This is a genomic window from Streptomyces sp. NPDC099050, from assembly GCF_044759865.1.
Classification (GTDB): domain Bacteria; phylum Actinomycetota; class Actinomycetes; order Streptomycetales; family Streptomycetaceae; genus Streptomyces.
In genome coordinates this window covers 66,263-84,360 of record NZ_JBIWAE010000031.1, presented here as the reverse complement: position 1 = coordinate 84,360, position 18,098 = coordinate 66,263, and the positions used below count along the sequence as shown (strand labels likewise).

Here is an 18,098-nt window from a genome sequence, read left to right as displayed (position 1 = left end):
GAGGCGCAGCGAACTCCGGCGCTTCGCGCCTCCGCTCAAGGATGCGTTTCCCTCCCCGGCTGAAGCCGGGGATACCCACGCAAGATCAGGGATGGGCATTCCCGGCCCGGCTGCGCGCCGCGCGCCTGTCCGGCACCTGCAACCACGATCTACTGGGACTTGGTCACCGAACTCCCTCCGCTCGGCGCCCGCATCGTTGCAGGTGAGGATGGCCAGCTCCCCGGCGCTTTCAGCGCAGTGGGGCGAACAGTGCGCACCTGATCCGCTCACCTCGCCGAGGCCTGCTCGGGATCAGGTGCCTTCGGCAGGGCCGTAGGGCCGTAGGGCCGTAGGGCACGGAAGCGCTTCGTGCTCCTGGTAGCAAAAGGCTGCCCCGGTGCCTGACCCGGCGTTCGGCGTTGCAGACCTGGCAATTGATCCACAGCCCGATCGCAGCCGGTCGGGTGGAGCAGCGAACCGCAGCAGCAGCCGCGCCTCCCTGTTTCCGGGCGAAAAACGTGCAGGTCATGCACTGACGGGAAGGCAAGAGATCGCAGCAGGGGCACCCCCCTGGGGCCACGTGAGACCCATCCCTCCAGTCAGCGGCTCCGAATCAGCTACGGATGCGCCCGCACCGGCGGGCGTCCGAAAACAGCAGTGGGAGTGATCATGCGTACACGCTTGATGGCTTGCGCGATAGGAGCGGCGGCGGTCGCCGCCACCTTGACTCTGCCTCCGCTGGCCTTGGCCGTTGGCCCCGCCCAGCCCGCCGAGGACCCCACAGCCAAGGCACTGACGGTAGTGGGGCTGACCATGGACCAACGTCTGGTGGAGTTCCGCACGGACGGACCAGCACGGACCACCGACCTGGGACGCGTCACCGGCCTGAGCGGCGACCGAGAGGTGGTGGGAATCGACTTCCGGGTCCAGGACGGAAAGCTCTACGGCGTCGGCGACCGCGGCGGCATCTACGTGCTCGACAGGGCGTCCGCGAAGGCGGAGAAGGTCTCCCAACTGACGGTACCGCTCTCTGGCACCGCGTTCGGAGTGGACTTCAACCCTGCCGCCAACCGCCTTCGGGTCATCAGTGACACCGGGCAAAACCTGCGCCACAACATAGACGACTCCGCCGCCCCCAAGACAACCACCACCGACGGCACGCTGACCAATCCCGCACCCCCGCCGGGCACAGCCAAGCCCACCACGGCCAAGGGAGTGACCGGCGCCGCCTACACCAACAACGATCTGAACAGCGCCACAGCCACTTCACTCTTCGACCTCGACACCGGCAAGGCCCGATTGTCCCTGCAGTCACCCGCCAATGCAGGCACGCTGGCTCCGACCGGAAACCTCGGCGCCACCACGGGTCCGAGCGCTGGCTTCGACATCTACTTCTCACCCGAGACCAAGACGAACCACGGCTTCGCCACCCTCCAAGCCGGATCCGATTCGCGGTTCCACTCAGTCAACGTGCTGACGGGCGCGGCGAGCGGCGCTGCGAACTTCCCGGCCGGAACCAAGGTCTTCGACATCGCTCTGCCGTTGAATCAGGGCTGACCGGGAGACCTCGCGGGCCAGAGGGGTGATCGCATCAAGTTTCGCCACGCGTCCACGCTGAAGTCGTTCCGGCAGCTCCATGGGGGCAGGTTTCGCAACCGGCAATGGCAGCATGGATCATGGCGGCACCAGCCATGAGAGTACGGCCGCCGGGCCCGCCCGTGCCATGGGCAGTCCCCGGCCCCTGGCGGCCGCGTCCGGGTGACGATGTGAACGCCGAGGTCGGGTCCGGACGACTCGCGGGCCACGGTGGCGCTGACGCCGGGGCCAAGGACGCACTGCCAGGGGCGGCGGCTCACGCCCAGGACGATCTGGGTGGCGTTGACCCCGCGGGCCAATTCCAGCAGAACGTCCTGGATGCCGTCGCCGCTCACGTGGTGGAAGGTGCCGCCGAGGTCCTCGACCAGGGTCCGCTGGACGGGCAGCTTCTTGGGCGAAGCGGAGGTCAGTCCGTCTCTGCGGGCGAAGACCGCCCGTACCTCGCCGCCGGCGCCCTTCTCGGCGAGGTACGGGCGGCGCGACGGACCGATCAGTGGGATCGGCGGGGCCGGAACGAGAGATGCGCCGCCGGCTCGCGGAAGTGCGGGCGCCTGGAGCTCACTGAGTCGCGACGCATGCTGGGCGGCTTCCGTAAGAACTCCGGCAAGACAACGTCAGCGCGGGCATCGCGACCCCCTTCGTCCTTACCTGTCACTCAAACCTGGCACCTTCCGGAAGTACCTGCCGAAAGAATCTGACACATCTCAGGGAGGGGTAGGGGGTATATCAGGGATGACTCAGGGCAGCAGGGCCGCGGGCAGCTCGCCGGTACGGTCACAATGAGGGAGCGTCGGCGCCGCTCCCGGCCGGTCGCCCTTTCAGGAAGGACATGACGTATGGCCATCGCCGATCCGATCACCCGCAGGCTGCGGAGGTTGTTCGTGGCCTTGGACGCCGACGAGGACGGTTTCGTCGGGTGGGGTGACCACGAGCGGATCGTGGACAGGTACGCGACCGGCTACGGGCTGGCCAAGGGCGACCCCAAGATCAGTTCTCTGGAACGGGCGTACTGGTCACAGTGGCTGGGACTGCTGCAGCAGGCGACGCCGGGGCAGGAGCGCCTGTCCCTCGACGAGTTCGTCGCGGCGAACCGGGCTGCGGGATTCGGCGCCAACGGATCCCATCTGCTGGATGACATCGCGCGGGCCGTGTTCGACGTCGTGGACGTCGACGGGGACAAGAAGATCAGCCGGGATGAGTTCGCCAGGTACCTGGGCCTCTGGGGGATCTCCCCCGAGGACGCTCCACTCGTCTTCCAACGGCTGGACCTGGACCGCGATGCCTTCATTTCCCAGCAGGAAGTCACCAAGTCCATCCGGGCGTTCCACCTCTACAACGACGATCTGAGCACCCCGGGCGGCATCTTCCTCGGCGTCCATTGACCGATGTGGCTCTGGAGCGGCGGTCATCTGATTGCGGCTTACGGTGACCACGGCGAACTCGGCGCCGATGAGAGAGCGTTGGCGCGGAAAAGGCCGGGACGGTGATCGACACCCGGTCGGCGCGCCGGCGCTCTATGGCGAGGACCGTCAGCTCCCAGCCATCTACGGTGGCCGTGTCGCCCTCGATGTGGAGCTGGAAGCGGAGCCGCACTCGGCGGACGTACGCGAGTTCCTGTGGACGGAGTTCACCCGCAACGGCGCGATGTCGGCGCCGTACTTCGCCCCGCTCCTGGTCGAGCGCCGGCGCGCGCTCGCACAGCGGGCCGTCGAGGCGCTGCTGGAGGACGTGCGGCGAGACACGGGGCATGTGCTCACCGTCGGCGTGACGTCCGAAGCGCCATCTTCGCTGGAGCCGGCCGGCCACGTGTCGGTGGGCGACGAAACGATCCAGGGGATCGACCCGTCCGACATCTTCGTCGAGACGGCGGAGGGCCTGCAGTGCCTCTTGGTCGATCGGGACCGGCTGATCTGGCCGATGTGCCCCGAGCACCGTGTGGGGGCCCATGCGATGCGCACCGAAGCCGGCGCCGTGTGGATGTGCTCCGTGACCTCCCACGAAGTGGCGCCGATCACGGTGTGAGCGTCTGGCGCGGGGTTGGCGCGAATCGGACGGCATGCCGCCAACGCATGGATGGGGTAACTCCCGATTCGCCTGCTCCCTGCCCGCTCATCGCAGGTCAAGGGCGGTCTCCGCAGATTGCAACCATTCGCATGCCCGGTCGGCTTTCCCCGGGTCCTGCAGGACTCACGCTGACCCGTGGCTGACTTTCCCGACGCCCCATCGGGCCAGTCCAGAGGGCTTCGCCAGCCCAGCGCCTCCGCCCGCCGCGGCGTACCCGCCTGCCCGTCTCAGGAGCGCCGGGGAGGCGCTCATTCCGCTGAGCCCGGCACCGCGGCGGTGCTTTTCCGGTTCAATGAACCCCGTGGCACACCAACTGGGTTTCACCGACGGAGACCTCCGCAGGCTGGCCGGGTCCCGGTCTTATGAGCGCGGGCTCGGCTATCTCCCGGCCGTGTCCCGGCTGGAGATCGGCGAGACGGCGATCACCGCGGCCGTGGACGGTACCGACTGTTACGAGGTCGAACTGACCCACGAAGGGGACGGCGGGGTCACCGGCTGGTGCGACTGCCCGTACGGGCAGGAGGGCAACTTCTGCAAGCACTGCGTGGCGGTGGGCCTGGCCGTCCTGGCGCAGGCCGAGTCCGTGCCGCAGCAGCGGTCGGCCGCCGCCTCGCGCACCCGGCTGCTGGACACCTGGCTGGAGTCGCGCACCCGTGAGGAACTGCTCGCCCTGCTAAGGGAAAACCTCGCCGACGACCGTGATCTGCGCCGCCGCCTGGAGCTGCGCGCGGCCACCGCCGGGGAGGACACCGGTATCGTCCGCGAACGGATCCTGAGCCTGCTCGACACCCGCCCTTTCGCCCGCTGCGGGTACGTCGAGTACGCCGACGCCCGCGCTTACGGGCAGCAGGCCGCCGAGGCGGTGACCGCGTTGCGCGCGCTGACGGCGAGCCGCCGGGCGTCGGACGCGGTGGAGGTGGCCCGGGAGGCCATCTCCGCCCTGGGCCGGACGTATGACGAGATCGACGACTCGGACGGCCTGATCGGGGACGTGGCGACCGGACTGGCCGAAGCCCATCTGGAGGCCTGCCGCGGCGCCCGCCCCGACCCGGTCCAGACGGCCGAGTGGCTGGTGACCCACCTCCTCGACGGCCTGAACGACGCCACCGGGATCGACCTCTTGGACTACCACGAGGTACTGGGTGAGCCCGGCCTTGCCCGCATCCGAGAACTGGTGGTCGCCGCCTGGCGGGCCAACCCCAAGGGGTGGGCGGAGAAGTACCTGATGGAACGCCTCCTCAAGGCCGACGGAGGGAGCGTGGACGCGCTGATCAGCGTCCACGCGGCGGACCTCGCCCCGAACGGCCACACCCATCTGGTGATCGCGAAGGAACTGGAGACGGCCGGCCGCCCGCCGGAGGCGCTGGAATGGGCGGAACGCGGCCTGCGGGAGGCCGAGCCGGAGCGGGGCCCGGACGGCGAACTGGTCGCCTTCGTCTGCGAACGCTACGCGAGAATCGGCCGCCTCGCGGATGTGGTCACGCTCCGCCGGGACCTGCTACGGGCCCGCCCCACGCTGGCTGCGTACCAGAACCTGCGTACGGCGGCCCGCACGGCCGGGACCTGGGAGGCCTCCGAGCGAACGGTCGCCCTGGAGACGCTCCGGGCGGCCGGCACGCCCAAGAAAGCCCGCTGGTACGGCGGTTCCGTACTGGTCGACGCACTCATGGACGACGGCGACCTCGATGCCGCCTGGCAGGCCGCCGTCGACGGGTACGCCGACCAGAAGCAGTGGCTTGCCCTTGCCGACCGGATCCGCGACCAGAGGCCGGCGGAGGCGCTGACCGTCTACCTGCGCTGGATCGATCCCCTGCGCAAGCAGACCGGCGACAGCACGTACGAGCGCATGACCGAACTGCTGCTCAGCGCACGCACCTGCCACCGCGCACTCGACACGGAGGCGGAGTTCGCCACCTACCTGGCCACGCTGCGCACCGACCAGAAGCGCAAGCGAAAACTCATGGCGATGCTCGACCAACACGGGCTCTAGCGCCCGCTAGTAGGCTTGGGGGGCACCGGCGCCGGCCTGCCGGATGCCTCACGGTCTCCCGCCACGATGAAGGTCCACGAAGAGTGGCGTCTCCGCGCCGGCCGGCCACCCCGAATCGCGATCACCGTGGATCGGGCAGGTTAGCGCTGCAGGGTGAGGACACCCGGCCGGTACGGCAGTTGGTCGTACGGGCCACCCGCGGTGGGGGCCTTGCCCTGGTACAGGAACTGCAGTCTGCAGGGGTCGATGGTCATGGTCTGGTCGGGGTTGTTGCGGACCAGGTCACCGTGGCTGATGTCGTTGGTCCAGGTGGCACCGCTGTTGGCCTTGCCCGCGAAGGGGTTGCCTTCGCCGGCGGCCTGAGGGGTCCACGAACCGCTCAGGCTGGAGGCCGTGAACGAGCGGAAGTAGCGGCCGTTCGCACCCTTGGCCTCAACGATCATGAGGTACTGGTTCTGGCCCTGAACCCTGTAGACCTGCGGCGCCTCGAACAGGTTGCTCTCCGAGTCGCTCATGATCGTCGTGTAGGACGAGCCGAAGTTGCCCGGGAAGTTCCCGATCGGCATGCTCGCCCGGTAGATCTTGCCGTTGTCACCGGCGAAGAACAGGTACATGTTCTGGCCGTCAGCGATCAGGGTCTGGTCGATCGGGCCGGTGGGTGAGTTGGGGATGCTACCGGTGAACAGGGGCTGCGGCGAGGACCAGCCGTTGGGGTTGGCCGGGTCGCTCGACGTGCGGTAGATGAAGGGCCACGAACCCCACTGGTACGCCATCACCCAGATGTTCTTGGGCGCGAAGTAGAACAGTGTGGGCGCCACCGCGGCTTGATTCATGCCGGTCTGACCGGCCGACGCCATGTCCGACCAGTTCGTGAAGGGGCTGAACATCATCGAGCCGTACGACGATCCCGACGCGTTCGACCCGTAGACCAGGTGCTTGCCGTTGTGCACCACGGTGGTGAAGTCCTTCAGCGAGCCCCACCCGTTCGCCGGCTGCGCCAACGCACCCGTCGACGTCCATCGGTACGTCGACGGAAGAGCACACGTGCCGCCCGCCGGCGCGGGCGTCGTCGGGGTCGACGTCCCGGACGGGCCGGTCCACTTCTGGTTGCTGCCGGACCAGCAGGAGTGCAGCTGGATCTTGGTGCGGTTGGCGGTGGCCGCCCCGACGGCGTCGAGGCACAGCCCGGATTGGACGCCGGCGATCGTGCCGTTGGTGTTGATGTTCCACTGCTGGCCGGCGCCGCCGTTGCAGTCCCCGATGGCCACCGCGGTGCCGTTGGCGGTGCCGTTGGCGGTGGCCTCCAGGCACTTGTTGCCGTAGATCATCAGCTGCTTGCCGGAGGTGTGGGTCCAGCGCTGGTTGGTCTGTCCGTTGCAGTCCCACAGCTGCGCCTGGGTGCCGTTCACGGTGGTGAAGCCGTTGATGTCGATGCAACGACCGGAGGCGACACCCTTGATCGCCCCGGCGCCGGTCCCGCCCGGGGTACCGGGAGCGGGACCGGTACCCGGGGCGGACTTGAGTGCGTTCACGACGGCGGTGTAGGCGGCCTTCGGTTTGCCGTTGTTGTCGAACAGCAGGGGGCTGTCGCCGCTGCGCCAGGAGTCGCTGTCACGGATGCCCCACACCGTGATGCCGGTGCACCGGGCCACGGACAGACAGGCCTTGACCGTGTTGGCGTAGTGGGTGGGCGACGCCTGGGCGATGTCCAGCTCGGTGATCTGGACGTCAACGCCCAGGGCGGCGAAGTTGGACAAGGTGGTCTGGAAGCTGGAGGGCGGGCCGTCGGCGCCGAAGTGGCTCTGGAACCCGACGCAGTCGATCGGCACGCCGCGGGACTTGAAGTCCTTGACCATGCCGTAGACGCCCTGGGTCTTGGCGTCCGACCACTTCTCGATGTTGTAGTCGTTGTAGCAGAGCTTGGCCGAGGAGTCGGCCGACCGGGCGGTGCGGAACGCTTCCTCGATGAAGCCGTTGCCCAGCACGTTCTGGAACACCGAACTGCGGTGCTGGGCGGAGCCGTCGGCGAACGCCTCGTTGACCACGTCCCAGGCGTGGATCTTGCCCTTGTAGTGGGTCATCAAGGCGGTGATGTGGTTGTTCATCACGCTGCGCAGCGTGTTCGCGTCGCCGATGGAGCCGACCCAGGACCGGAGCTGAGAGTGCCAGACCGTGGTGTGGCCGCGCAGGCGCTGGCCGCGTGCCAGGGCATGGTTGACGATCCGGTCGGCGGGGCCGAAGTCGAATGTGCCGCGGGACGGTTCGACGGCGTCCCACTTCATCTCGTTCTCCGGGGTGATCATGTTGAACTCCCGGTCCGAGATCGCGGCGTACGTCGAGTCGCCGAGCCTGCCGGCGGCCACAGCGGTGCCGAAGTACCTGCCCGAAGGGGCCGCCTGGGTACCCAGGTTCGCGGCTCCGGCGGAGCTGGGGAGGAGCATCACGCCACCCGCCACCAGCGCCGCGGCCGACAGTCCTATCGCCCATGTCCGGCGACGCCGGCTGAGCCGGTGCAGGCCCTTCATGATTCTCCTCGGGGGCCGCTGGCCACCCTGGGTGCCGTGATCGTGCGCGCGTCGGCCGGTACGGCCTGATCCGCCGCGGGGCGGGTGCGGTGCAGGACGTGGGGCCGATCCTGCGTACCGGTCGCCCGCGCTTCGTGGGTGTGTCGCGTCATGTGAGGGGCCTTCTTCAGGAGATGCGTCAACGGGAGAGTCGGGGAACCTGCCACGCCGGCACGCATGGTGAGCGGCGGGAAAGGAACCCCACGCTTCGGAGGCCTCCGAACTCGCGGTCTCGTAACAAAAAAGTCGCGCCGTCCGGACGATTGCCCGGTGATGCATCTCGCGGGCAAAAAGCGTTATGCGGAGCCCCGCGGTCTGGTCGCCCCTGCAGAAGGGGGGCGTGGTCCGGGATCGTGGTCCGGGATCGTGGTGCGGGATCGTGGTGCGGGGTCGTGGTGCGGGGTCACCAGCTGTCACTGCGCGACTCGGGCCGACATGCTCAAGGAGCGGTAGCCCAGCCCCTGCGCACGATGAAGGAAGCCTGGCCGGCGAAGGTCCGAGTGCCGTCGGAGCCATCGAGCCAGATGCCACCGTCACGGTGGCGGAGGACCGATCCGGGATAGTTGTGCGCGTGCAGGGTCACCGACCCGGCGACCGCCCCGGGGCGCGGACAGAAGGTGGCGTCTTCACGGAACAGCTCGCCACCGTCGTTGGTGCTCAGCTGGAGCCGCAGGTCACGATGGCGCAGATAGCGGCCGTCGGCGGCGCGGAGGGTGACGCACCGTGTGTCGGCCAGCCCCCCGATGACCGTGAAGGTGACCCGCTGCCGCGTCTGCGCGCTGCTGGACGCGGAGACTCGGGTGAGCGTCGCGAAGTCGTCGGCATACGTGAGGTACAGCGCGGGGGCGTTCACGGACTCCAGCGACTGTGAGCCCAGCGGAACGGTGCCGGCTACCGCGGACGGACTCGCCGGGGCCGGTCCGGCCGACGTGGTGGTGCGCGACGGGACCGGCGCGGGATCGTCGGCCGCGGAAGCGGCGGTGACGCCGGGCTCCCGATGCGCCGGTTCGGGCCAGGCAGCGTAGGTGGTGGTCCCTGCGATGAGCACCGCTCCGGTGGCGAGGCTCACCAGCGGATGAGCGGTCACCGCGTGGAGTTTGCCGGTCAGCGCGCCGTGCAGACTGCCTCCCCCCGTCGCCGTGCCGACGGCGACGTGTGCCGTGGCCAGCCCGGCGGCGCTCGCGGCCGTACCCGAAAGCAGGCCCTTGGCGGCCAGCGCGGCGATGAGTCCGGCCGGGACGGCCAGCGGCGCGAGGCCGAGGAGGAGCAGTTCGGCCGGAACCCGTTCTGCCGTCGTCGCCGTGCAGACCGGGCAGCCGCGGGTGTGCCGCGCGATCCGCTTGCGCCATACCGATGCGGGGTGACCGTCCCAGCCGACGACGGTCTCGTCCAACTGCGGACAGCGCGGGTCGGCTTCCAGCGCGGCGACGATCGTCCGGCTCGCTTCCAGCTGCTCGCGCATGCGTTGCAGGCGCACTCCGACGTGGGCGACAGTGAGCCCCGTCGCGGCGGCGATGTCGTCACGGCTCAGCCAGCCGGCGCGTTCCTGCCACCACAGGGACAGCAGCACCCGATGTTCCGGGTCGAGCCACCGGCCGGCTTCGACAACCTGACGACGCTCGTCCGACGCATGCAGACGCAGGATCGTCACGTCCTCAGGTTCCGCGCCGGCGTCCGGTATCTGGAGTGCCTCGTCGATGACCGTGGTCCGGCCGGCGAAGGCGCGTTGCCGCTGCCAGTGGGTATTGATCTGGCGGAGCGTGATCGACACCAGCCAGGACCGGAAGCTCTCCGGGGCACGCAGGGCAGGCAGGTCGCGCACCACGCGCAGCAGCGTTTCCTGGACGACGTCGTCGACGTCGGCATGTCCGCTCAGTGCTCGTCCGACGATGTTGTAGAGCAACGGCAGGTACGCGGCGATCAGCTTCTCGCGCGCCCGATCGTCACCGGCCTGCGCCGCGACGACCAGCCCCGCGTGGTCCGCATCCATGAGCCCCATTCCTACCTCCCTCAGAAAAGCGATCCGCCGAGCACGGCGCCACGCACCAGCGTCGGCAAGGGTATGCGGCCGAAGCCTGTGCCTTGGGTCACTGGAACGGCCCGCGCCGACTTGGCGGGCCCGGTACCGCATGGACGGCCCGTTCAAGACCGACGATGGAGAAAAGTTCCCGGCTCAAGGCAACCCCTTGCGGGGCCTGTGACCACAAGGAGTCGGACCCGGCCGCTGCGGTCGCTGGATCCACCATTCCTCTGGTGGCATGCAAGGAGAACACCCCCCATGAAGAACCCCACGAACGGCGGGCGCCGTGGGCGTCACCGCCGTCGCTGGACCGCGACCGGACTGCTGCTCGGCGTGCCCTCCGTCCTCGTGCCGTACCTCCTGTTCGCGCAGGAGGACTCGCAGGCCGCGACGGTCGACGGCAATGCCTACTACCGGCTGATTTCCGTAGGCAGCGGCAAGGTGGTTGACGTCAACGCCTTCTCGGCCGCCGACGGTACCCGCATCCAGCAGTGGACCGACCAGAACACCGCCAACCAGCAGTGGAGGCTGAGACCCACCGGGGAGGGCTACTACGAGCTGGTCAACCGCAACAGCGGCAAAGTACTGGGCATAGCCGGCGGTTCGACCGCCCGGTCCGCCGCCGCCGAGCAGCAGACCGACAGCTCCTCCACCTCCCAGGAGTGGCGGATCGACGATGTGAGTGGTTCCGACGCCGTCACCTTCACCTCCCGCAGGAGCGGCCAGGTCCTGGACGTCTCCGGGGGCTCCACGGCCGACGGCGCGGGAGTCATCCAGTACCCCGGCAAGGGCAGCGCCAACCAGCAGTGGAAGCTGGTGAGGACGGCCGGGACCCAGGCGGTCGGGGCCGGACCGTACAAGTGGAACAACGCGCAGGTCGTGGGCGGCGGTTACGTCACCGGACTGGTGTTCAACCCGCGGGAGAAGGGTCTGCTGTACGCGCGCACCGACATGGGCGGCGCCTACCGCTGGGACGCCGCGGCCGAGCAGTGGATCCCGCTGACCGACTGGCTCGGCGAGAAGGACTGGAACCTTCTGGGCATCGATTCGCTGGCCACCGACCCCGTCGACCCCGCGCGGCTCTACCTCGCGACGGGCACCTACACCAACGACTGGGCGGGCAACGGCGCAATCCTGCGCTCCACGGACCGGGGCCGCACCTTCCAGCGCACCGACCTGCCCTTCAAGCTGGGCGCCAACGAGGACGGCCGCGGGGCGGGCGAACGGCTGGCGATCAACCCCGCGGACCACGACACCCTGCTGCTGGGCACCCGCAAGAACGGGCTGTGGCGCAGCACCGACCACGGCGTGACGTGGAGTCAGGTGTCCTCGTTCCCCGTCAAGGACGGGGCGGGCAGCGGCGCGGGCATCTCCTTCGTGACGTACGGCCCGGCCGGCAGCAGAACGGTCTATGCCGGCGTCGCCGACAAGTCCGCCTCCCTGTACCGCTCCACCGACGGCGGCAACACCTGGCAGGTCGTCTCCGGGCAGCCCACCGGCCAGATGCCGCAGCACGGCGTGCTCGCCGGTGACGGCTCGCTGTACCTGACGTACGCCAACTCCGTGGGACCCAACGGGGCGACGGCGGGTTCGGTGTGGAAGTACGCGGCGGCGGGCGGGGCGTGGAAGAACGTCTCCCCGCCCAGCGGCAGCTACGGGTTCTCCGGTCTGGCCGTCGACCCGCAGAAGCCGTCCACGGTGATGGTCACCACCCTCGACCGCTGGTGGCCCGAGGACGAGCTCTACCGGAGCACCGACGGCGGCACGACCTGGAAGGCGCAGGCCGCGAAGTCGGTGCGGGACGCCTCCGCCGCACCCTATGTCGGTACCGGCATCGGGCACTGGATGACAGCCCTGGCCGTCGATCCCTTCGACTCCGGGCACGTGCTGTACGGCACCGGCAGCGGAATCTGGCGCAGCAAGGACGCCACGGCCACCGACAGCGGCGGCACCAGCCACTGGATCGTGGGGTCCCGTGGGCTGGAGGAGACCGCGCTGATGGACGTGATCGCCCCGCCCGGCGGCGCCACCGCCATCAGCGCCATGGGCGACCTGGGCGGTTTCCGCCACGACTCCCTCACCGCGGTGCCCGCAGGGCGGCTGGACCATCCGATGATGATCACCAGCACCGACATCGACTTCGCCCAGTCCAAGCCCTCGGTGATGGTCCGCGTCGGCCGTGGCGGCGCGCAGGACGGCGCCTACTCCACCGACGGTGGCCGCAGCTGGAACGGCTTCAAGGCAGAGCCGGTGGGCAGCGCCGACAGCGGCCGGGTCGCGCTCGCGGCGGACGGCTCCGCCATCGTCTGGACCCAGGCCGGCCGGGCCCCGTACCGCTCGACCGACAAGGGGGCGAGCTGGTCGAAGGTCAGCGGCCTGGGCGCCGGCGCCGTGGTCGTCGCCGACCGCTCCTCGGCCAAGACCTTCTACTCACTGGCCGGCGGCACGCTCCACGCCAGCACCGACGGCGGCGCAACCTTCACCGCCCGCGCCACCAACCTGCCCGCCGGCCGGCTCACGGCCGTCCCGGGCATCGCCGGGGACCTGTGGATCGCCGACGGTGCCAGGGGGCTGCTGCACTCCACCGACGGCGGCCGCACCTTCACCACGCTCACCACGGTGAAATCCGCCTCCGCCCTGGGCTTCGGCAAGGCCGCGCCGGGCGCCGGCTATCAGGCCCTGTACCTGATCGGTACCGTCAAGGACGTCACCGGAGTCTTCCGCTCCACCGACAGGGGCGCCACCTGGCTCCGCGTCAACGACGACGCCCACCAGTGGGGCAGCATCGGCGGCGTCGGCGTCATCGCCGGCGACCCCGACATGTACGGCCGCGTCTATGTCGGCACCAACGGACGCGGCCTCCAGTACGGCGACCCGTCCTGACCCCACCGCCCTGGCGGTGCCGTAGGCACACAACGGCCTGCGGCACCGCCAGGGCTCGGGGACCTTACGAGGCGTGGTCCGGCTCCGGCTCCATTCCGGAGCCGGAGCTGGAGCCGGACCCGTGTCACGGCGTTAGCGCTGCAGTGTCAGCAGAGCCGGCCGGTAGGGCCATTGTCCGTATTCGCCGCCGGAGTTGGGGTCGCGTCCCTGGTAGAGGAACTGCAGGTTGCAGGGATCGACGGTAAAGGTCTGATCGGCGCTGGTGCGGATCAGCTCGCCATGGCTGATGTCGTTGGTCCAGGTGGCGCCGCTGTTGGCCTTGCCGGCGAAGGAGTTGCTCTCGGTCGCGGCCTGGGGTGTCCATGAGCCGTTCAGGCTGGTGGCCGTGAACGAGCGGAAGTAGCGGCCCTGCGCGCCCCTCGCCTCGACGAGCATGAGGTAGCGGTCCTGGCCCTGGAGCTTGTAGACCTGCGGGGCTTCGAACAGGTTGTCCGCCGTATCGCTCATGATCGTCGTGTAGTTCGAGCCGAAACTGCTCGGGAAGTTCCCGATCGGCATGCTGGCGCGGTAGATCTTGCCGTTGTCACCGGCGAAGAACAGGTACATGTTCGTGCCGTCAGCGATGAGCGTCTGGTCGATGGGGCCTGTTCCGGAGCCGGTGATGCTTCCGGTGAAGAGCACCTGCTGTGAGGACCAGCCGTTGGGGTTGGACGGGTCGCTCGACGTCCGGTAGGAGAAGGCGCTCCCGCCTCCCCACTGGTAGGCGAGCACCCAGATGTTCTTCGGCGCGAAGTAGAAGAGCGTGGGCGCGACGACGGAGTTCGACATCGTGTTCTGGCCGGCCGAGGCCATCTCCGGCCAGTTGGTGAACAGGCCGAAGTTCATCGAACCCCAGCCCGCTCCCGTTCCCGCGGCGCCGTGCGTCGTCGCATAGACGAGGTGCTTGCCGTTGTAGGGGGCGACGGTGAAGTCCTTGAGCGACGCCCACCCGGACTTGGGCTGCGCCAGCGCGCCCGTCGAGGTCCAGCGGTAGGCCGACGGAAGTGCGCACGCACCGGGGTTGCCGCCGCCCACCTTGACGAGCTGCCACTGCTGGTTGGTGCCGCCCCAGTCGTCGTACTGGACGATGTTCGCGTTGTCGGCGGTGGAGCCGCCTTGCACTTCGAGGGCCTTGTTGCTGTGGCGCGCGATGAGCCTCACGTAACCGTCCGCACTGTCGGCCGGCCGCCACTGCTGGTTGGTGGCGTTCGCGTCGGCCCACTGGACGATCGGGGCCCCGTTCGCCGTGGCCCCGTTCTGGACGTCCAGCACCTTGCCGGAGTGGCGGGACTTGATGCGGTAGTAACCGCCGCCGGAGTCGACGAACTGCCACTGCTGCTGGTTCTGATCGTTCCTGGTCCACTGGGTGATGCGGGCGCCGTCGTTGGTCGCCAGGTTGTAGACGTCCAGGGCCTTGCCGCTGGTGCGGTTGACCAGCACGTACGAGGCGTTGGTGTCGATGATCGGCGCCGCGCCGGCGGGCTGGACACCGAGGAAGGCGGCCAGGAGCAGCAAGGGCGCGAGGACGCCTAGCAGGCGTCGTCTCACATGGACCGGGGATGGCAGGCGAAACCACATCAGAAGAGCTCCTTTGGGGGCGGGGGTGAGATGAATCCGGCGAACCGCGGAGCGGCCGGGTCGGGGCTCGGGGACGGGATGGGTGTGAAGGCGGCCGCGGCCCGGCTTGTTAGCGCTAACAATGTTGTCGTCGAAATGGTCAGGCGTTTCACGACGTCTCCTCGGGGGTGGAGGCCTGGCGGGACGGGTCAGCCCTTGGTGGCGCCCGCGGTGAGTCCGCCGATCAGCTGCCGTTCGGCGACGGCGTAGAAGGCGAGGGCGGGGACCATGGCGAGGACGATGTAGGCCAGGACGAGCGCGTAGTCGGTCGAGTACTGGCCCTGGAACTGCTGGACGCCGACCGGGATCGTCTGCCATTGGGGGTCGTTGAACACCAGCAGGGGCAGGAAGAAGTTGTTCCAGCTCGCGACGATCGCGAGCACCGAGACCGTGCCGAGCGCCGGGCGCGCCATCGGCAGCAGGATCTTCCAGAAGAAGCGGAACTTGCCGCAGCCGTCCATGACGGCCGCCTCCTCGACCTCTGCCGGGATGGTCCGGAAGAACCCGCGCAGGATGATGATCGTCATCGGGAGTCCGAAGGCCGCCTGCGGGAGGATCACTCCGAGCGGATTGTCGAGCAGGTCGAAGGTGCGCAGCAGCAGGAACAACGGCAGGACGGCCACCGCGAACGGGAACATCAGCCCGATCGTGAACAGCGTGTAGAACAGCTCCCTGCCCCGGAAGGCGTAGCGGGCCAGCACGAACGCCGCCATCGCGGAGACCGCCACCGTGCAGCATGCCGTGCCGATCGCGATGCCCGCACTGTTGGCGATCTGCCGCCAGAACATGCCGTCGCCGAGGATGCCGGTGTAATTGCCGGTCTCCCAGTGCTCCGGCAGCCCGAACGGGTTGGTCGTGAGCTCGCCGGTGCTCTTGAAGCCGGAGATCACCGCGTAGATCAGCGGCACGACGACGAACGCGCCGATCAGCCAGACCACGGCGTGCAGCGACAGGCCGCGGGCCGTTCTGCGGGCGTTCATCGGCCACCTCCCGTGGTGACGGCCCCGCTCAGGTCACGGCGCAGTACGTAGCGCTGGTAGAAGAGGGAGAAGACCAGGCTGATCATGAACAGCACCACGCTGATCGCACTGGCGTAGCCGACTTGGTAGCGCTTGAACCCGAACTGGAACATCGAGATCGCCATCGTCTCGGAGGAGTGGTTGGGCCCGCCCGCGGTCATGACCCAGACGAGGTCGAAGAGCTGGATGGCGCCGATGACCGAGAGGAAGACGCCGATCCGGATCGTCGGGCCGAGCAACGGCAGCGTCACGTGCCGGAAGCGCTGCCAGGCGCCGGCGCCGTCGATGGAGGCGGCCTCGAGGATCTCGCCCGGGATGCTTTGCAGCCCGGCGAGGAAGAGCATCATGTGGAACCCGAAGTACTTCCAGGTCATGACCACGAACAGGGTCGGCATGACCGTGGAGGGATCGGCGAGCCACTTGCCCTGCAGCCCCTCCAGGCCGAGGGCGTCCGCGAGTTGGTCGGCCATGCCGCCGCCGGGAAGGAAGATCATCGTGAAGAGGACCGCCGTGACCACTTCGGACAGGATGTACGGCGCGAAGAACAGCATCCGGTAGACGGCCCGGCCGCGCAGCCTCTGGTTGAGCAGGACAGCGGTGAACAGCGCGAACGGCAACTGCACCGTGATCGACAGCGTGATCAGGTACAGCCCGCGCTCCAGGTCGCCGAGGAAGACCTGATCGCCGAAGAGGTTGGCGTAGTTCTCGAAACCGACGAACTGGTCCAGGGGGCCGACCCCGCCCCACTTGAAGAAGCCGGTGTAGACGGCGACCGCGATGGGGGCGAGGACGAAGACGAGGAAGAGGACCAGAGCCGGGACGAGGAACCAGGCGACCGACGCCCAGCTTCCCGCACCGCGCAGGAGCGGCCGGGCCGGGGCGGGCGGGCGAATCGGCCCGGCGTCCTGCGTCCGCTCCTCGGTCAGGGTGGACACGGAGCTAGGCACCCTTCGCAGCCTCGGTGATCGACTGGGTGACCTGCTCGGGCGTCTTCTTGCCCGCGATGAGGTCGGCGACGCTGTCGTTGACCTCCTGGCCGACCGCCGGCGGGTAGGCCTGGTCGAGGAAGAGCTGGAAGCCCGTCGCCTTGACCAGGCTCTCGGCCACCACCTTCCTGCCGGGGTCGGCGAGCTGGCTCTCCGCGCCCTTGACCACCGGCAGGTAGCCGTTGGAGGCCAGCAGCTTGGACTGGTTCTCCAGGACGAAGAACTTCAGGAAGTCCAGCGCCTCCTTCGGCGCGCCCTTGCGCAGCGCGAAGCCGCCGCCACCGCCGAACACGTCGGCGGCCTGACCGGCCCCGCCGTCGACCGTCGGGAAGGGGAAGAAACCCAGGTCCGCTCCGAGGTCGGCGCCCGCGTCCTTCTGCACCGCCGGTCCCCACTGACCCATCAGTTCCATGGCGGCCTGGCCGTTGCCCATGGTCGCGGCCTGGCCGCCGGGGGTGGCGTAGCCGGCGCCGAGGAAGGCGGTCTGGAACGGCTGGAGGTCGACCAGCTCCTTGAGGTGGGCGCCCGCCTGGACGAAGCCGGCGCCGGTGAAGTCCTTGGTGGTCGCGGCCTGCTGTAGCGCGGGGAGGCCTGCGACGCGCATCGCGAGGTAGGCCCAGTAGTAGTGGCCGGGCCATTTCTCCTTGCCCGCGAGGGCGATCGGGGTGATGCCCGCCGCCTTGAGCTTCTTGACGTCTTCCAGGAGCTCGGCCCAGGTGGCCGGCGGAGCGGTGATCCCGGCCTTGGCGAAGAGCTTCTTGTTGTACCAGAAGCCGACCATGCCGACGTCGTAGGGCACTCCGTAGGTCCGGCCCTCGAACTGGTAGGCCTGCAGCGAGACCGGGGTGAGCTCGGTCGACCAGCCGAACGCGTCGGTGAGGTCCTCGACCAGCCCCGCGTCGACCTGCTGCCGCAGCACGCCGCCGCCCCAGGTCTGGAAGACGTCGGGGAGCTTGCCCGACGAGGTCGTGGCGGTCAGCTTTGACTTGAACGCCTCGTTCTCCAACGAGGTCGTCTTGATCGTGATGTTCGGGTGGGCGGCCGTGAACGCCGAGGAGATCTGCGGGAAGAGGGACTTGCCCGGCTCCGTCGTGGCGATGTTCCACCACGCGAAGGTCACCTTGCCGTCGGCCGCCGGCTTCGAGCCGGAGTCCCCGCCGCCACAGGCCGCGGTCAGCGAGACGGACAGAGCGGTCAGGCCCGAGAGCGCCAGGAAGCTTCGTCGGCTCGGGGGTGTGCTGGCCATGAGACCTCCGGGGTGGGGAATGCCGGTTCGATTTCGAAACTGTTTCGCAACATCCTCGATTCGGTGCTGCCACAAACTAGGAACGCCCGGCCTCC

The 18,098-nt window shown here is 69.0% G+C and carries 11 protein-coding genes and 1 pseudogene; 5 read left to right on the top strand and 7 right to left on the bottom strand.

Annotated elements, in window-relative coordinates:
* Window positions 1-648 precede the first annotated feature (648 nt).
* Entirely contained in the window at window positions 649-1,536 is an 888-nt protein-coding gene (locus ACIQV3_RS35775) for a DUF4394 domain-containing protein (RefSeq protein ID WP_403720100.1), read from the top strand.
* Window positions 1,537-1,662: 126 nt separating this feature from the next.
* Here the strand turns inward: ACIQV3_RS35775 and ACIQV3_RS35770 are convergent.
* Window positions 1,663-2,062 (bottom strand): annotated as a pseudogene (locus tag ACIQV3_RS35770) (histidine kinase); the annotation flags it as partial.
* A 349-nt stretch (window positions 2,063-2,411) separates the two neighbouring features.
* Between ACIQV3_RS35770 and ACIQV3_RS35765 the strand changes: the two are divergent.
* The 3 genes from ACIQV3_RS35765 to ACIQV3_RS35755 all read left to right on the top strand — a co-directional run bounded on the left by ACIQV3_RS35765 (window position 2,412) and on the right by ACIQV3_RS35755 (window position 5,629).
* On the top strand, window positions 2,412-2,957 hold the full coding sequence (locus tag ACIQV3_RS35765) for an EF-hand domain-containing protein (RefSeq protein ID WP_403720095.1): 546 nt from the start codon (window positions 2,412-2,414) through the stop codon (window positions 2,955-2,957).
* Window positions 2,958-3,000: 43 nt separating this feature from the next.
* Complete coding sequence (locus ACIQV3_RS35760; protein WP_403720093.1) at window positions 3,001-3,597, top strand: hypothetical protein; 597 nt, start codon at window positions 3,001-3,003, stop codon at window positions 3,595-3,597.
* A 343-nt stretch (window positions 3,598-3,940) separates the two neighbouring features.
* Window positions 3,941-5,629, top strand: coding sequence for an SWIM zinc finger domain-containing protein (locus ACIQV3_RS35755; protein WP_403720091.1), 1,689 nt, complete (start codon window positions 3,941-3,943; stop codon window positions 5,627-5,629).
* Between the two features lie 140 nt (window positions 5,630-5,769).
* Here ACIQV3_RS35755 and ACIQV3_RS35750 read toward each other — a convergent pair whose 3' ends face one another.
* Both ACIQV3_RS35750 and ACIQV3_RS35745 read right to left on the bottom strand, forming a co-directional pair.
* A complete protein-coding gene (locus tag ACIQV3_RS35750; protein ID WP_403720088.1) occupies window positions 5,770-8,154 on the bottom strand; it encodes a non-reducing end alpha-L-arabinofuranosidase family hydrolase in 2,385 nt (794 codons plus the stop codon).
* Window positions 8,155-8,632: 478 nt separating this feature from the next.
* The gene (locus tag ACIQV3_RS35745) at window positions 8,633-10,192 is read right to left on the bottom strand and encodes a sigma-70 family RNA polymerase sigma factor (RefSeq protein ID WP_403720086.1); all 1,560 of its coding nucleotides are present in this window, start codon (window positions 10,190-10,192) and stop codon (window positions 8,633-8,635) included.
* Window positions 10,193-10,471: 279 nt separating this feature from the next.
* Here ACIQV3_RS35745 and ACIQV3_RS35740 point away from each other — a divergent pair, with 279 nt between their 5' ends.
* On the top strand, window positions 10,472-13,096 hold the full coding sequence (locus tag ACIQV3_RS35740; protein ID WP_403720084.1) for an RICIN domain-containing protein: 2,625 nt from the start codon (window positions 10,472-10,474) through the stop codon (window positions 13,094-13,096).
* 132 nt (window positions 13,097-13,228) lie between these two features.
* Here the strand turns inward: ACIQV3_RS35740 and ACIQV3_RS35735 are convergent, their stop codons facing one another.
* From ACIQV3_RS35735 to ACIQV3_RS35720, 4 genes are all read right to left on the bottom strand, one after another.
* Window positions 13,229-14,713 (bottom strand): non-reducing end alpha-L-arabinofuranosidase family hydrolase, encoded by a 1,485-nt coding sequence (locus ACIQV3_RS35735; RefSeq protein WP_403720082.1) that lies wholly within the window; start codon window positions 14,711-14,713, stop codon window positions 13,229-13,231.
* A gap of 188 nt (window positions 14,714-14,901) precedes the next feature.
* Window positions 14,902-15,732 carry a carbohydrate ABC transporter permease gene (locus tag ACIQV3_RS35730; protein WP_403720079.1) on the bottom strand — a complete coding sequence of 277 codons (831 nt, stop codon included), beginning with the start codon at window positions 15,730-15,732 and terminating at the stop codon, window positions 14,902-14,904.
* Window positions 15,729-16,718 carry a carbohydrate ABC transporter permease gene (locus ACIQV3_RS35725; RefSeq protein WP_403720077.1) on the bottom strand — a complete coding sequence of 330 codons (990 nt, stop codon included), beginning with the start codon at window positions 16,716-16,718 and terminating at the stop codon, window positions 15,729-15,731. Before ACIQV3_RS35725 ends, ACIQV3_RS35730 begins: the two co-directional genes overlap by 4 nt.
* A complete protein-coding gene (locus ACIQV3_RS35720; RefSeq protein WP_403720074.1) occupies window positions 16,711-18,003 on the bottom strand; it encodes an extracellular solute-binding protein in 1,293 nt (430 codons plus the stop codon). Before ACIQV3_RS35720 ends, ACIQV3_RS35725 begins: the two co-directional genes overlap by 8 nt.
* Window positions 18,004-18,098: the final 95 nt, after the last annotated feature.

Excerpts from the sequence above, each read along its gene's own strand:
- ACIQV3_RS35775 (WP_403720100.1), top strand. The coding sequence starts at position 649 with ATGCGTACACGCTTGATGGCTTGCGCGATAGGAGCGGCGGCGGTCGCC.
- ACIQV3_RS35765 (WP_403720095.1), top strand. The coding sequence starts at position 2,412 with ATGGCCATCGCCGATCCGATCACCCGCAGGCTGCGGAGGTTGTTCGTG.
- ACIQV3_RS35750 (WP_403720088.1), bottom strand. The coding sequence starts at position 8,154 with ATGAAGGGCCTGCACCGGCTCAGCCGGCGTCGCCGGACATGGGCGATA.
- ACIQV3_RS35745 (WP_403720086.1), bottom strand. The coding sequence starts at position 10,192 with ATGGGGCTCATGGATGCGGACCACGCGGGGCTGGTCGTCGCGGCGCAG.
- ACIQV3_RS35740 (WP_403720084.1), top strand. The coding sequence starts at position 10,472 with ATGAAGAACCCCACGAACGGCGGGCGCCGTGGGCGTCACCGCCGTCGC.
- ACIQV3_RS35735 (WP_403720082.1), bottom strand. The coding sequence starts at position 14,713 with ATGTGGTTTCGCCTGCCATCCCCGGTCCATGTGAGACGACGCCTGCTA.
- ACIQV3_RS35730 (WP_403720079.1), bottom strand. The coding sequence starts at position 15,732 with ATGAACGCCCGCAGAACGGCCCGCGGCCTGTCGCTGCACGCCGTGGTC.
- ACIQV3_RS35720 (WP_403720074.1), bottom strand. The coding sequence starts at position 18,003 with ATGGCCAGCACACCCCCGAGCCGACGAAGCTTCCTGGCGCTCTCGGGC.